The following is a 14220-nucleotide window of genomic DNA, read 5'->3' as shown; positions in this document are numbered from 1 at the left end:
ATGCGGCCCCGTTTAAAGCGCAGAGCTGCTGTCGGTTCCACCACAGCCAATAATTAAGATGTAATAACCACGACAGCATGAAAAAAAATCGCGCTTTCCTGAAATGGGCCGGAGGGAAATACCCGCTCCTCGATGACATCCGTCGTCATTTGCCACAAGGTGATTGTCTAATCGAACCCTTTGTCGGCGCCGGTTCCGTGTTCCTCAACACCGACTATGACCGCTATCACCTGGCGGACATCAACGGTGATCTCATCAATCTGTATAACATCGTCAAAACGCGTACCGCGGCTTTCATTGAAGACGCGCGACAGCTTTTCAACGCCGAAGGCAACACTGCAGAAACCTACTACGCGCAGCGCATCGCCTTTAATGCGAGCAAAGATGAATATCAGCGCGCGGTGCTGTTTCTGTATCTCAATCGCCACGGTTATAACGGTCTGTGCCGCTACAATTTGCGCGGTGAGTTTAACGTGCCTTTTGGCCGGTATCGCAAGCCGTACTTCCCGGAAGCGGAGCTGCTCTGGTTTGCCGAACGGGCGCAAAAAGCGACCTTTGTCTGTGAATCGTACGATGTTACTCTGAACAACGCCGTTGAAGGCTCAGTGGTTTATTGCGATCCGCCGTATGCCCCGCTTTCGGCGACAGCGAATTTTACCGCTTACCACACCAACAGTTTTAGTCTGCGCGAGCAGCAGCATCTGGCTGAGTTAGCCAATAAGCTTTCGCAGCAAAATCGCATCCCGGTACTGATTTCTAACCACGATACGGTACTCACGCGTGAGTGGTATCAGAATGCGGATTTACACATAGTCAAAGCCCGGCGTTCCATCAGCCGAAGCATAAGTGGTCGCACGCAAGTCGACGAACTGCTAGCGCTTTTCCGCTAGCCTGTTTCGTCCGCGACCAAGGCATTACGCCAGCTCAGGCTGGCGCACAAAATTGGGAGAATCGGATGAAACAATTTTTACTGGCCCCATCAATTCTGGCTGCTGACTTCGCGCGTTTGGGTGAAGACACGGCCAAAGCGCTGGCGGCAGGTGGTGATGTGGTCCATTTCGATGTGATGGATAACCACTACGTTCCCAATCTGACGATGGGGCCGATGGTGCTTAAAGCGCTGCGCGATTACGGCATCACTGCACCTATTGATGTGCATCTGATGGTTAAACCTGTGGATGCATTGATCCCGGAATTCGCTAAAGCGGGCGCCACCTTCATCACTTTCCACCCAGAAGCCAGCGAGCATGTTGATCGCACGCTGCAGCTGATCAAAGAGCATGGTTGCAAAGCCGGTCTGGTGTTCAATCCTGCGACGCCGCTCGACTACCTCGATTATGTAATGGATAAGCTGGACATCATTCTGCTGATGTCGGTGAACCCAGGATTTGGCGGTCAATCCTTCATTCCCGGTACGCTCGACAAACTGCGTCAGGCGCGTCGCCTGATTGATGAGAGTGGCTACAACATTCGTCTGGAAGTGGATGGCGGCGTGAAAATCGATAACATCGGCCAGATTGCTGCCGCCGGTGCCGATATGTTTGTTGCCGGTTCCGCGATCTTCGGTCATCCGGATTACAAAAAAGTGATCGATGAGATGCGTGGCGAACTGGAGAAAGTTAATGGCTCATTTCACTGATATCCGCGCGCTGGCGTTTGACCTCGACGGTACGCTGGTCGATAGCGCGCCGGGCCTGGCACAAGCCATCGATCATGCGCTGAGCGATCTGCAGCTGCCGCCGCCGGGTTTGGCATTGGCTTCTACCTGGATTGGTAACGGCGCTGACGTGATGATGACCCGCGCGCTGACCTGGGCGCTGGGACGCGAGCCGCATGCCGAAGAGCAACGCGATGCGCGTGCGCTGTTTGACAAGTATTACGCGCAAACGGTAGAAGCGGGCAGTACGCTGTTCCCGCAGGTAGTAGAGACGCTGGCGGCCTTGCAGGCGAAAGGCCTGCCATTGGCGATCGTCACCAACAAGCCAACGCCATTTGTGGCGCCGCTGCTGAAGTCGCTCGGGATTGCTGAGTACTTCACGCAGATTATCGGCGGTGACGACGTAATTGTGAAAAAGCCCCATCCAGCGGCCATTTTCCTCGTCCTTGGCCATTTTGGCGTGCTTCCGGGACAATTGCTGTTTGTCGGCGATTCTCGCAATGATATTCTCGCGGCCCAGGCGGCAGGCGTACCGAACATCGGTATGACATTCGGCTACAACTACGGCGAGCCGATTGCTACCAGCCAACCCGATTTAACTCTCGACTCTTTTGACGAACTTTTGCCCGCTATCGGGCTGTGATTATCAGGACATAACATGAGCAAACCCATCGTTTTCAGCGGCGCCCAGCCTTCCGGTGAACTGACCATTGGCAACTATATGGGTGCGCTGCGTCAGTGGGTGCAGATGCAGGATGATTTTCACTGCATTTACTGCATCGTCGATCTGCACGCCATCACCGTACGTCAGGATCCAACCGCGCTGCGTAAAGCCACGCTGGATACCTTAGCGCTCTATCTTGCCTGCGGCATCGACCCGGCAAAAAGCACCATCTTTGTTCAGTCGCATGTGCCAGAGCATGCGCAGCTGAGCTGGGTGCTGAACTGCTACGCCTATTTTGGCGAGCTGAGCCGCATGACGCAGTTCAAAGATAAATCCGCGCGCTACTCGGAAAACATCACCGCAGGCCTGTTTGATTATCCGGTGCTGATGGCGGCCGATATCCTGCTCTATCAAACCAATCAGGTGCCGGTTGGCGAAGATCAGAAGCAGCATCTGGAGCTGAGCCGCGATATCGCCCAGCGTTTCAATGCGCTGTACGGCGATGTGTTCAAAGTGCCTGAACCGTTCATTCCGAAATCGGGTGCACGCGTGATGTCGCTGCTTGAGCCGACCAAAAAAATGTCCAAGTCAGACGACAACCGTAACAACGTGATTGGTCTGCTGGAAGACACCAAAGCGGTGGTGAAGAAGATCAAACGTGCGGTGACCGACTCCGCCGAGCCGCCAGTGGTGCGCTACGACGTCAAAGAGAAAGCCGGTGTATCAAACCTGCTGGATATTCTTGCGGGCGTGACCGGTAAAACCATTGCGCAGCTGGAGCAAGAGTTCGAAGGCAAAATGTACGGCCATCTGAAAGGTGAAGTGGCTGAAGCAGTTTCCGGCATGCTGACCGAGCTGCAGGAGCGCTATCATCGTTTCCGTAATGATGAAGAGTTGCTGAATCAGGTGATGCGCGATGGCGCAGCAAAAGCCCGCGCTCATGCGCAGGAAACGCTGAAGAAAGTGTATGAAGCGGTAGGTTTTGTCGCACAGCCGTAAGCGGTGTGCGGAATAGAACAGAACGGCGGGTCATTTGACCCGCCGTTTTTTATTTGATGCGATGTAACGCCAGTTCCGCGCCATCCCAGAACAGGCGGGCGTTACCGTCAGCCAGCACGCTGATCACCGCGCCCGGCGCAGGTCCCCACGCCTGGTTGCCACAACTCACATTGAAACCGTAGCGGAAGCTGAAATCACGATCCTGGCTCGCGCCATTCGCGGCGCTCAGGCGCGGCTTAGCGTTGCAGTTATCGACGGAAGGATTGATGCTGCGCTCAGCAGTGCCGCGCGTCCAGGTGATCGCATTCGGCTTAAATGCCACGCGCGCGCCCATAAACTGCGGATCATTCTTGATATACAGCTGACCGACTTCCTTCTTAGGCGTTACTGCCACCACCTGCCATTCACCCACCACGTTCGACCAGGTAACCGGTGCGGCGGTAGCAACCGCGCTTAACGGCAATAACAACGCGCAAACCCGTGAAGCAACGCGCATGGAAACTCCTTATTGACGAGAAAGATGGCCCATAGTCTGGCGACAAAGCGCAGCGCTGTACAGTTTTTTGCCGTTTCAAAACCAGCGTAACTGAGAACGCAGTTCCACCACGCGACCAACAATAATCAGAGCCGGACTGGCAAACTGCTGCGCCAGCGTGGCCAGTTCCGCCAGCGTTGCGGTCTCAACGCGCTGCTGCGGCGTGGTGCCGTTCTGCACGATCGCCACCGGCATCGCAGCATCCATGCCGTGTTGCAACAGCTGCTGCTGAATTTCCGGCGCCTGCGCCAGCCCCATATAGAACACCAGCGTTTGCTGTTCAGCCGCCAGCTTGCGCCACTCAATTTCACCATGCTGCTGCAAATGGCCGGTGACGAAACGCACGCTCTGCGCGTGGTCGCGATGCGTCAGCGGAATACCGCTGTAAGCAGAACAGCCCGAGGCGGCGGTGATGCCCGGTACCACGCTAAACGGGATGTTGTGCTGCGCCAGCAGTTCCAGCTCTTCACCGCCGCGGCCGAAGATAAAGGGATCGCCACCTTTTAGTCGCACCACCCGCTTGCCGCTCTGCGCCTGCTCAAGTAAAACCTGGTTGATCTGCGATTGCGGTACGCAGTGATTGCCGGCTTGTTTGCCGACAAAGATGCGCTCCGCATCGCGGCGGACCAGATTAAGAATCGGCGCCGAGACCAGGCGGTCATACACCACCACATCGGCCTGCTGGATGTGCTGCAAACCTTTCAACGTCAGCAGCCCCGCATCGCCCGGCCCGGCGCCTACCAGCACCACTTCGCCTTGCTGCGATAGCGGCGCATCGAACAAAGTCTCGACGATGTGCTCGGCGCGTGTCCGATCGTCATTCGCCAGGGTTTGCGCCAGACGATCGTTCACGAAGAAGCGCTCCCAGAAAGCGCGCCGCTGCGCCATGCTGTAAAAGGTGCGCTTCACGCGATTGCGCAACGATCCGGCCAGTGACGCTAATTCACCGAGATGTTGTGGCAGCATCGCTTCAAGTTTTTCACGCAGCAAACGCGCCAGCACCGGCGCGCGACCGCCAGACGACACGGCGATCATCAGCGGCGAACGATCAACAATCGACGGCATAATCGCGCTGGCTTCCTGCGGCGCATCCACCAGATTGCAAAAGATGCGCCGCCGCTCAGCCGCATCGCCAACCTGCTGATTCACCGCATCATCATCGGTGGCGGCAATCACCAGCCAACAATCCGCGAGCCAGCGCTCGTCAAACGCGCCGGGGAGTAAGGTCAACTTTCCCTGTTGTGCCCACTGCTGAAAAGCGGGAGAGAAATCCAGCGCGCCAACCTGCAAATTGGCACCGGCGTCCAGCAGTAAACGCGCTTTGCGTTCTGCTACATCGCCACCGCCCACCAGCAAACAGCGCTTGCCTTGCAGGCGGCAAAACAGCGGAAAGTAGTCCATAGCTCATCCTGAAAAAAGCCCGCGCAAGGCGGGCTGAAAAAGTGTTAGGCGGTTTTGAGCGGCGCGGCTTGCGCTTCGGCCTGCGGTGTGGCGTACCAGTAACCGAGGCCCATCAGCACCATGCCGGAGAACATATTGCCCAGCGTCACCCACAGCAGGTTGTGGCCGATGCCGCTTAGCGTGAAGTCGGCATTATGCTGACCAAACCACGACAGCGCAAAGACCGTCATGTTGGCAATCGAGTGTTCGTAGCCGGAAGCGATGAACGCCAGCAAACACCACCAGATGGCGATGAACTTCGCCGTGCCTTCGGTACGCACCGCCATCCAAATCGCCAGGCAGACCAGCCAGTTACAGAGCGCGCCTTTAAAGAACAGCGGCATGGCTGGCTGCGTGGTTTTTGCCAGCGCCGCGCTGTGCAGCAGCGATCCGGCATTTGGCAGCAGCGGTCCCGCCGCATAGTAATAAATCAGCGCGACGAATACTGAACCGACAAGATTACCCAGCCAGGTTTGCGGCAGCACGCACCACATCTGGCCTTGCTTGATGCTGCCGGCTTTGACGCCGATGGTCAGGAACATGGTGTGGCCGGTGAACAACTCGGAACCAGCGATGATCACCAGCGTTAAAGCGATACCGAAAGTCGCGCCCATCAGCAGCGGACGATAAGCCGGATCGACCAGATTGCCGAGCGTGAAGATCAGGATAATCGCCAGGCCAACGTAAGCGCCCGCCATCGCCGAGCTGATCCAGAAGGCCAGCGGGCTGTGCTGCGCCGTACGCACAATGCGCGCCGCGTTGGCGGCGCATTTATTCAGGGTGTCAGTAAACATAGTGACGTCTCATAAAGTGAAGGAATGCTGTCAGGCGCAGATCTCGACCTTGCCATCGCGAACGCGCACCGGATAGCTCGCCACCGAGCACGCTTCGTCTTCCAGGCAAAGGCCATCGCTCAGGCGGAAGCGCTGTTTCTTCAGTGGACTCGCCACCCACAGCGCCTGCTGGTGCTCCGCAATCAGACCGCGTGACAACACGCTGGCCTGGGCGAAAGGATCGATATTGCTCAAGGCGTAGAGTTGCTCATCGTCGTGCGGACGGAAGAGGGCAATCTGCTGGCCTTTGATCAGCGCACATACGCCGGTCGCAGGCAGAATTTGGCTGAGTTCACACACCGAATGCCACTGGCTCATGCGTCGATCTCCTCAATCAGAGTGACCGCAATGCGCTCGGCGGGTTGCGCCGGACGATGCTGATCGCGTTGGTTGATGTGCTGTACCAGCGGATCGCGGCGATCGCTGTTGATGAAAGTGCGGAAGTGACGCTGCTGCTGCGGATCCTGCAGCGTCGCGGTCCATTCACATTCCACTGCCGCGCGCAGACGCGCCAGCTCCGTTTCAAGCTGCGTATTCAGACCGAGTTTGTCATCAATAATCACGCTGCGTAGATAGTCAATGCCGCCTTCCATGCTTTCCAGCCACAGCGAGGTGCGCTGCAGGCGATCGCCGGTGCGGATGTAGAACATCATGAAGCGGTCGAGATAGTGCAGCAGCGTATCGCGATCAAGATCGGCAGCCAGCAAATCGGCGTGACGTGGCTTCATGCCGCCATTGCCGCACACATACAGGTTCCAGCCTTTCTCGGTGGCGATGATACCCACGTCTTTGCCCTGCGCTTCGGCGCATTCGCGCGTGCAGCCGGAGACGCCAAACTTCATCTTGTGCGGGGTACGAATGCCTTTGTAGCGATGCTCCAGCTCAATGCCGAAGCCGAGGCTATCGCCTACGCCAAAGCGGCACCAGACGCTGCCGACGCAGGTTTTCGCCATGCGCAGCGCTTTGGCATACGCTTGTCCGGTTTCAAAACCGGCAGCAATCAGCTGCGTCCAGATCGCCGGCAGATCGTCGCGCTGTGCGCCAAACAGGCCAATACGCTGCGAGCCAGTGATTTTGGTGTAGAGATTGTACTGGCGCGCCACGGCGCCAATCGCCATCAATCCTTCCGGCGTGATTTCGCCTCCGGCCGAGCGCGGGATCACCGAGTAAGTACCGTCTTTCTGAATATTGCCGAGGAACAGATCGTTGCTGTCCTGCAGCGGTGCGAGCTGTGGCTTCAACACATATTCGTTCCAGCAGGAAGCCAGCAGTGAACCAACCGTCGGTTTACACACCTCGCAGCCGTAGCCCTGACCATATTTCGCCAGCAGCGCGTCGAACGATGTGATCTCTTCCACGCGAATCAGGTGATACAGCTCCTGACGCGAATAGGGGAAGTGCGCGCACAAATGATTGTTCACTTCGATGCCCTGACGGCTCAATTCAACGTTCAGCACCTGAGTAATCAACGGAATACAGCCGCCGCAGCCGGTGCCGGCGCGGGTTTCGGTTTTCAGCGCTGCGACGGTGTGGCAACCGCCTTGCACCGCTTTGACGATATCGCCTTTGCTGACGTCGAAGCAGGAGCAGATTTGCGCGCTGTCCGGCAGTGCATCAGCGCCCATTACCGGTTTCTCGCCGCTGCCCGCAGGCAGGATCAGCAACGCCGGATTTTCCGGTAGCGCGATGTTATTCAGCGCCAGCTGCAGCAGATTGCCGTAATCGCTGGTGTCACCGACCAGCACCGCGCCCAGCAGCGTGCGGTTATCTTCGCTGACGATCAGGCGCTTATAGATATTTTTCTGCTCATCAAGCCACACGAAGCTGCGCGCGCCCGGCGTGCGGCCATGCGCATCACCAATGCCACCGACATCAACGCCCAGCAGTTTCAGCTTGGCGCTCATATCTGCTCCGGCAAACGCGTTGTCGCGGCCAACCAGCCGATCGCTGGCGACCTGCGCCATTTTGTAGCCCGGCGCGACTAAGCCATAAATACGGTTCTGCCAGGCGGCACACTCACCAATGGCGAAGATATCCGCATCGCTGGTCTGGCAATGATCGTCAATGGCGATACCGCCGCGCGCGCCCAGCTGCAGGCCGCACTGTTTGGCCAGCTTGTCTTGCGGGCGAATGCCGGTGGAGAAGACGATGAAATCGACATCCAGCGCGCTGCCGTCAGCAAACTCCAGCGTTTTACCGCCTTGCGCGTGATGGACGATCTGCTGGGTGTTTTTGCCGGTGTGAACGCATACGCCCATCTGCTCGATCTTACGACGCAGCTGCTCGCCGCCTTGCGGATCGAGCTGTTCCGCCATCAGCACCGGCGCGAACTCAATGACGTGGGTTTCGACGCCGAGGTTTTTCAGCGCGCCTGCCGCTTCCAGTCCCAACAGGCCGCCGCCAATTACCGCGCCGCGTTTGCTGCGGCGTGAACAGGCTTCAATGGCGTTGAGATCTTCAATGGTGCGATAGACATAGCAATCACTGCCTTCCGCGCCGGTAATCGGTGGAATCCACGGATAAGAGCCGGTGGCGAAAATCAGCGTGTCGTAATGCACCGCGCGACCGCTATTCGAGTGAATCAGTTTTTCATCGCGGTTAATGGTGATGGCGCGTTCGCCGAGCAGCAGCTTTACCTGATGCTTTTCGTAATACCCTTCGCGAACCAGTGAAAGTTCTTCGGCGGTGTGATGGGAAAAATAGGCGGAAAGGTGGACGCGGTCATAGGCGACGCGAGGTTCTTCACAGAAAACGGTTATCGCAAACTGATTAGATTCATCTTTGTCGATAAGTTCTTCTATAAAGCGGTGGCCGACCATGCCGTTGCCAATAATAACGACACTGTGCTTGCTCATGCTTGCCTCAAAAATTGCGGTATCTGTGCCTACCTTAGCGCGGCGCTTTTGGAGCTTATTGATATACATCAAGCGCACCCTTATATACCTATTTCGAGTTATGTAACTGATTTTGAACGAATTAGTTAAGTGGCTTATTTGGTTGATAATTACCTAATCATTTCTTCGCCGTACATTCCGTAGCGGCACGATTCATCGCGCAATAAATTGCACCGCTACGGAATGTGCCCGCGGTGACAGGGGTTTTCATGCTAGCTTTAGGTTTTGTGTTTTACAGGAGTACGGCATGGCCAACCCGTCACTGAAGTGGATCAACAACCTGCGCTTAGCGGGCCAGCAAGGCTTGTGGCAGATCGAAATCGCCAACGGCAAGATTGCGCAAATTCGCCCACAGCCGCCGCAAACCGCAGCCCAGCCTGACGCGCTGGATGCGGAGGGCGGACTGGCGAGCGCGCCGTTTATCGAGCCGCATATTCACCTCGATACCACGCAAACCGCTGGCGAACCCGCCTGGAACCAATCCGGCACGCTGTTTGAAGGCATCGAGCGCTGGGCGGAGCGCAAAGCGCTACTGAGCCATGACGACGTGAAACAGCGCGCGCAGCAAACCCTGAAGTGGCAAATCGCCAACGGGATTCAGCATGTGCGGACTCACGTCGATGTTTCCGATCCCACGCTGACCGCGTTAACAGCGATGCTGGAGGTGAAAGCGGAAATGGCGCCGTGGATCGACATCCAGATTGTGGCGTTTCCGCAGGAAGGCATTCTCTCTTATCCCAACGGCGAAGCGTTGCTGGAAGAGGCGCTACGCATGGGCGCGGATGTGGTAGGTGCGATTCCGCACTACGAATTCACCCGCGAATACGGCGTGGAGTCGCTGCATAAAACCTTTGCGCTGGCTAATCGCTACGATCGGCTGGTGGATGTGCACTGCGACGAGATCGACGATGAGCAGTCGCGCTTTGTCGAAACCGTGGCGGCGCTGGCACACCGCGATGGCAACGGCGAGCGCGTCACCGCCAGCCACACCACGGCGATGCACTCCTACAACAATGCCTACACGTCGCGGCTGTTCCGTCTGCTTAAGCTCTCAAATATCAACTTTGTCGCCAATCCGCTGGTGAATATCCATCTGCAAGGGCGCTTTGATAGCTATCCGAAACGTCGCGGCATCACGCGGGTGAAAGAGCTTATGGAAGCAAATATCAACGTCTGCTTTGGCCACGATGATGTGTTCGATCCCTGGTATCCGCTCGGCACTGCTAGCATGCTGCAGGTGCTGCACATGGGATTGCATGTCTGTCAGCTGATGGGTTACGAGCAGATTGATAATGGATTGCAGCTGATTACCGCCAACAGCGCCAAAACCCTGCAGCTGACGAATTACGGTATTGAAGCAGGTAATGATGCCAGTCTGATTATCCTGCCGGCGGAGAGTGGATTTGATGCGGTGCGGCGTCAGGTGCCGGTGCGTTATTCAGTGCGTAAAGGTGTATTGGTCGCTGCGACGCAGCCCGCCAGCAGCGAGATCTATTTAGCGGGAAAAGAAGCGGTAACCTTCAAACGCTGAAGAGCAGGGCGGACTGCGGTCCGCCCGTCAGACTTAGTGGGTGACGTGACCGTGCTGACGATGTTTGGTTACAAAGCCGAGCAGAACACACATCACAAACACCACGGCGTACAAACCGTTAGCGGTTGAGAGCGCAGCATGTGCGCCACCTTGCGCCACGATTGGGCCGGTTACCACGAAGGTCAACATGGTGCCGACGGTGCCGCAGGTCAGGATGAAGTTCACCAGCTTCGGTGAAGAGACCTTGGTTTGCAGCGATCCCAGCGTGATGATGGTGGTGTAAATCGCGCTTGAGCTGAAGCCCAGCGTCATGATGATCCAGTGCAGCATGCTGGCGTCTTTAGAAGTGACGAACCAGTACATCAAACCGGTGGCCAGCGCCGCCAGCACCATCAGGATGCGCTGCAGATCGAAGAAGCGCAGCACGAAGCTGAACACCCACATGCCGACCATGTACGCGGTCCAGAAGTTACCCACCAGCTGACCGGCAGCGGCGATATCCATGCCCATCGATTTGGTGGCGTATTCCGGCACCCACGAGATGAAGCCGAGCTGGCCGAGGATATAGCAGAGTGCTGCAATCGACAGGAACAGCACGCCGATGCCCCATTTCTCTTTCTCAACGCCTGGCTTAGCGGCTTCGCTTTTCAGCACCGGGAACTCAATGAACAGCGTCAGCACAAAGATCGCGACATAAATGATGCCGATGCAGGCGTAAACCCAATACCACGGCAGCGCGCGCGCCAGTAAGATACCGGCGATGATCGGAAAGATGGTGCCCGCCATGCTGAAGAACGAATCGGTAAACAGCAGACGTGCGCCGCGCTGACGGCCATCGTACAGATGGGTGATCAGGAAGGTACCGATCGACATCGTGATGCCGCTGACGACGCCGAGGATAAACATGCACAGCGAGAAGACGGTGAGATCGTGGCTGGTCATCAGACCGGCAACGGCGAGGATCATCAGCACAAAGCCAAAGATCAGCTGGCGCTTCAACGGCACAATCACCATCAGCCAGGCGTTCAGGAACACCGACACCAAAATGCCCGCATTGAGGAATGTGAAGGTGTTGCTCATTTCTGAAATAGGGCGCTGGAAATACTGCGCGATATTGTCCAGCACCATACCGGTAACGATCACCAGTGCGCCAGTGAGCGCATAGGAGAAATAGCTAATCCAGGTAAGGCCAATGCGATTACGGTTTGTCATGTTCTGAACCTGTTAAGCGCCGAAGGTGGCAAAAAGTGTCATGAATTGTAAGTGTTGCTGTGATCTTAATAAACAACGAGTGTAACAAGGCGGAAATATTTCATTGAGAGTGTGATTTTCATCACGCAAATGATTGCGTGGCGGCAAAAGTATGACAATAGCAACATCCACGTAAATATCGGTAAAACGCTGGCTCTTGGATCACATGCTCTTTACAATCAATCTCGTTTTTGAGCTAGCTCTCCATGGTAAGGAATCTTTCATGCTTAAACGTACTTTGACAGCGGCGGTTGCCCTGTTAGCGCTCTCTTCCGTATCGTCTGCCGCGCTCGCCGCAAAAGGCGATCCTCATGTGCTGCTCACCACCTCTGCGGGCAATATTGAACTCGAACTGAACAACCAGAAAGCCCCGGTTTCGGTGAAAAACTTCGTTGATTACGTCAACAATGGTTTCTACAACAACACCATTTTCCACCGCGTTATTCCTGGCTTTATGATTCAGGGCGGCGGTTTCACTACCGACATGCAGCAGAAGCAAACGGTAGCGCCGATCAATAACGAAGCCGACAACGGCTTGCGTAATCTGCGCGGCACCATTTCGATGGCGCGTACCGCAGATAAAGACAGCGCCACCAGCCAGTTTTTCCTCAACGTAGCCGATAATGCGTTCCTCGATCACGGTCAGCGTGATTTTGGCTATGCGGTATTTGGTAAAGTTGTGAAAGGCCAGGATGTGATCGACAAGATTGCGCAGGTCCCTACCAAAGATGTGGGACCGTACCAAAATGTGCCGTCAAAACCGATTGTTATCCTCTCCGCCAAAGTCCTGCCTTAATTCTGAAACGCGCCATTTTCGCATGGCGCATCATTGGCTCTCCGGCAAAGCAAAAAATTGCTGCTTATACTTAGGGCTCATTGCTTGCCGGAGGCGCTATGACTAGCAAACTCACTGAGAAACAGAAAGCCACTTTGTGGCAGCAGCGCCGTGCTGCGAGCTACCAGGCCAGCAGTCGACTGGCCGGATATACCTATAGCGAAGCTCTTATTGATGCCGAACATGCTGAGGAGCGACTCGAGTCGCTGAGGAGGCAATATGGTGGATAACAGCTTAGCGGTACGCGATCCCTATTTGTGGCATAACGACAATGTGTTGAAGAATCGCCTCGATATTCACGATGAAGCCCAGCTGCGCAAAGCGGAACTGGCTTTCAGCACCGCGCGCCTGGCGACGTTAGAACTTGGCCAGCGCAGCATCGGTTTGCCACGTCTTTGCCATATTCATCGCACGCTGTTTCAGGATCTCTACAGCTGGGCGGGAGAATTGCGCACCATCGATATCTGGCGCGATGAAACGCCGTATTGTCATTGCGAATACATCGAGAAGGAGGGCAACACGCTGATGCAGGCGCTGGAGGAAGAGCGCGGCCTGGCTGACCTTGAGCAGGAAGCGTTCGTGGCGCGTATCGCACATTACTATTGTGAGATCTTCGTGCTGCATCCGTTCCGCGCCGGCAATGGCCGCGCGCAGCGCATCTTCTTCGAGCAGTTGGCACTGCATGCCGGGTATCAGCTTTCGTGGGAAACACTCGAACGCGATGCGTGGCGCGCTGCGATCTCGGCGGGCGTCGCCGGCGATCTGGCACCGCTTACCGCGCAGTTTGCGAAAGTGGTAAGCCCGGCGAAGGTTTTACAGTAACACTTCAAGCCCGTGTTTTTGCACCACGGACAACAGCTTAAGAGATATTCCGCCGGGGCGTTTAGCCCCGGTTTCCCATTTCTGCACGGTTGACACACTGGTGTTGAGATAGCGGGCAAAAACCGGCTGACTAACATTCAAATTCTCGCGCAAGTTCTTAATCGCCTGCGCATCGAGCGCGGCGACATCGCTCAGGCAACGTTCATCAAAATCACGCATGCTCTGTTTGCTGATGGCATCTACTTCAAACAATCCGGATGCCGCGCTGTGAATGGCTGCAAAAGCCGGACTTTTAAATTTACGCGTTATGGTCATGACACATCTCCACTAACTCCCGAACGGCGAGCAGCCGATTCAGAGCCTCATTTGAAATCAGCGAGTATTGTTTTGCCAGCTCACGAAAGCCCTCAAGTTCGCTTTCACTCAGGTTACTCTGATCCTGTTTGGCAAATAAAAAGGTATAAATCCAGTTTTTACCCCCTTTGGCCAGAATGATGGCGCGATCGCGATTTTGCTGCAGACGCTTTTTAAATACGCCACCACCCAAATCATCGGCATAACCCAGTTTTACTGCTGTAATTGCCCGACAAAGTTCTTTATCGCCAATAAGATGCCGACGGGCTTGCTTACTGAACCATTTGGTTTTGAATACTCGCGTTGTAGCTGACATAGTCACTCTCCAAAATATAGCACTGGGTGCGAGAGTAATCAGAATCTTTTTCGTCAGCTAGCGGGTATTAAGATTGAAGGTGTTAACAT

General features: G+C 55.8%; 16 protein-coding genes. 8 read left to right on the top strand and 8 right to left on the bottom strand.

Features of this window, described 5'->3' with window-relative positions:
• Positions 1 to 77 precede the first annotated feature (77 nt).
• The 4 genes from dam to trpS all read left to right on the top strand — a co-directional run bounded on the left by dam (position 78) and on the right by trpS (position 3320).
• Positions 78 to 890, top strand: a complete 813-nt coding sequence (gene dam / locus P6287_RS17860) for an adenine-specific DNA-methyltransferase (RefSeq protein ID WP_101762665.1) — start codon at positions 78 to 80, stop codon at positions 888 to 890.
• A gap of 65 nt (positions 891 to 955) precedes the next feature.
• Positions 956 to 1639: a ribulose-phosphate 3-epimerase gene (gene rpe, locus P6287_RS17855; protein ID WP_008107883.1), complete on the top strand. Its 684-nt coding sequence runs from the start codon at positions 956 to 958 to the stop codon at positions 1637 to 1639.
• Positions 1623 to 2300 carry a phosphoglycolate phosphatase gene (locus tag P6287_RS17850; RefSeq protein WP_101762663.1) on the top strand — a complete coding sequence of 226 codons (678 nt, stop codon included), beginning with the start codon at positions 1623 to 1625 and terminating at the stop codon, positions 2298 to 2300. The genes rpe and P6287_RS17850 overlap by 17 nt, the downstream gene beginning before the upstream one ends.
• Positions 2301 to 2315: 15 nt before the next feature.
• Positions 2316 to 3320 carry a tryptophan--tRNA ligase gene (trpS, locus tag P6287_RS17845; protein ID WP_101762662.1) on the top strand — a complete coding sequence of 335 codons (1005 nt, stop codon included), beginning with the start codon at positions 2316 to 2318 and terminating at the stop codon, positions 3318 to 3320.
• 49 nt (positions 3321 to 3369) lie between these two features.
• Here the strand turns inward: trpS and P6287_RS17840 are convergent, their stop codons facing one another.
• The 5 genes from P6287_RS17840 to nirB form a co-directional block, all read right to left on the bottom strand.
• Entirely contained in the window at positions 3370 to 3816 is a 447-nt protein-coding gene (locus P6287_RS17840) for a hypothetical protein (protein WP_277974176.1), read from the bottom strand.
• 75 nt (positions 3817 to 3891) lie between these two features.
• Positions 3892 to 5256: a siroheme synthase CysG gene (gene cysG, locus P6287_RS17835; protein ID WP_277974175.1), complete on the bottom strand. Its 1365-nt coding sequence runs from the start codon at positions 5254 to 5256 to the stop codon at positions 3892 to 3894.
• 44 nt (positions 5257 to 5300) lie between these two features.
• The gene (gene nirC / locus P6287_RS17830) at positions 5301 to 6089 is read right to left on the bottom strand and encodes a nitrite transporter NirC (protein WP_277974174.1); all 789 of its coding nucleotides are present in this window, start codon (positions 6087 to 6089) and stop codon (positions 5301 to 5303) included.
• 30 nt (positions 6090 to 6119) lie between these two features.
• Positions 6120 to 6446: a nitrite reductase small subunit NirD gene (nirD, locus tag P6287_RS17825; RefSeq protein ID WP_110867613.1), complete on the bottom strand. Its 327-nt coding sequence runs from the start codon at positions 6444 to 6446 to the stop codon at positions 6120 to 6122.
• On the bottom strand, positions 6443 to 8983 hold the full coding sequence (nirB, locus tag P6287_RS17820; protein ID WP_277974173.1) for a nitrite reductase large subunit NirB: 2541 nt from the start codon (positions 8981 to 8983) through the stop codon (positions 6443 to 6445). Before nirB ends, nirD begins: the two co-directional genes overlap by 4 nt.
• A 286-nt stretch (positions 8984 to 9269) precedes the next feature.
• On the opposite strand from nirB, the gene P6287_RS17815 reads away from it, so the two are divergent.
• Positions 9270 to 10553, top strand: a complete 1284-nt coding sequence (locus P6287_RS17815; RefSeq protein ID WP_277974172.1) for a cytosine deaminase — start codon at positions 9270 to 9272, stop codon at positions 10551 to 10553.
• Between the two features lie 33 nt (positions 10554 to 10586).
• On the opposite strand, the gene tsgA is transcribed toward P6287_RS17815, so the two are convergent.
• Positions 10587 to 11765, bottom strand: coding sequence for an MFS transporter TsgA (gene tsgA, locus P6287_RS17810; protein ID WP_008101801.1), 1179 nt, complete (start codon positions 11763 to 11765; stop codon positions 10587 to 10589).
• 262 nt (positions 11766 to 12027) lie between these two features.
• Here tsgA and ppiA point away from each other — a divergent pair, with 262 nt between their 5' ends.
• From ppiA to P6287_RS17795, 3 genes are all read left to right on the top strand, one after another.
• The gene (gene ppiA / locus P6287_RS17805) at positions 12028 to 12600 is read left to right on the top strand and encodes a peptidylprolyl isomerase A (protein WP_277974171.1); all 573 of its coding nucleotides are present in this window, start codon (positions 12028 to 12030) and stop codon (positions 12598 to 12600) included.
• A gap of 98 nt (positions 12601 to 12698) precedes the next feature.
• Positions 12699 to 12869 (top strand): YhfG family protein, encoded by a 171-nt coding sequence (locus P6287_RS17800; protein ID WP_277974170.1) that lies wholly within the window; start codon positions 12699 to 12701, stop codon positions 12867 to 12869.
• Positions 12859 to 13461 (top strand): putative adenosine monophosphate-protein transferase Fic, encoded by a 603-nt coding sequence (locus P6287_RS17795; RefSeq protein ID WP_192236990.1) that lies wholly within the window; start codon positions 12859 to 12861, stop codon positions 13459 to 13461. Before P6287_RS17800 ends, P6287_RS17795 begins: the two co-directional genes overlap by 11 nt.
• On the opposite strand, the gene P6287_RS17790 is transcribed toward P6287_RS17795, so the two are convergent.
• Positions 13453 to 13776, bottom strand: coding sequence for a DNA-binding transcriptional regulator (locus P6287_RS17790; protein WP_192236991.1), 324 nt, complete (start codon positions 13774 to 13776; stop codon positions 13453 to 13455). The genes P6287_RS17795 and P6287_RS17790 overlap by 9 nt on opposite strands.
• Positions 13760 to 14131: a type II toxin-antitoxin system RelE/ParE family toxin gene (locus tag P6287_RS17785; RefSeq protein WP_192236992.1), complete on the bottom strand. Its 372-nt coding sequence runs from the start codon at positions 14129 to 14131 to the stop codon at positions 13760 to 13762. The genes P6287_RS17790 and P6287_RS17785 overlap by 17 nt, the downstream gene beginning before the upstream one ends.
• Positions 14132 to 14220: the final 89 nt, after the last annotated feature.

This window comes from Pantoea sp. X85 (assembly GCF_029623675.1).
Taxonomy (GTDB): Bacteria; Pseudomonadota; Gammaproteobacteria; order Enterobacterales; family Enterobacteriaceae; genus Pantoea; species Pantoea leporis.
Note: the sequence above shows the minus strand (reverse complement) of the source record. Positions and strands in the feature narration are given on the sequence as shown.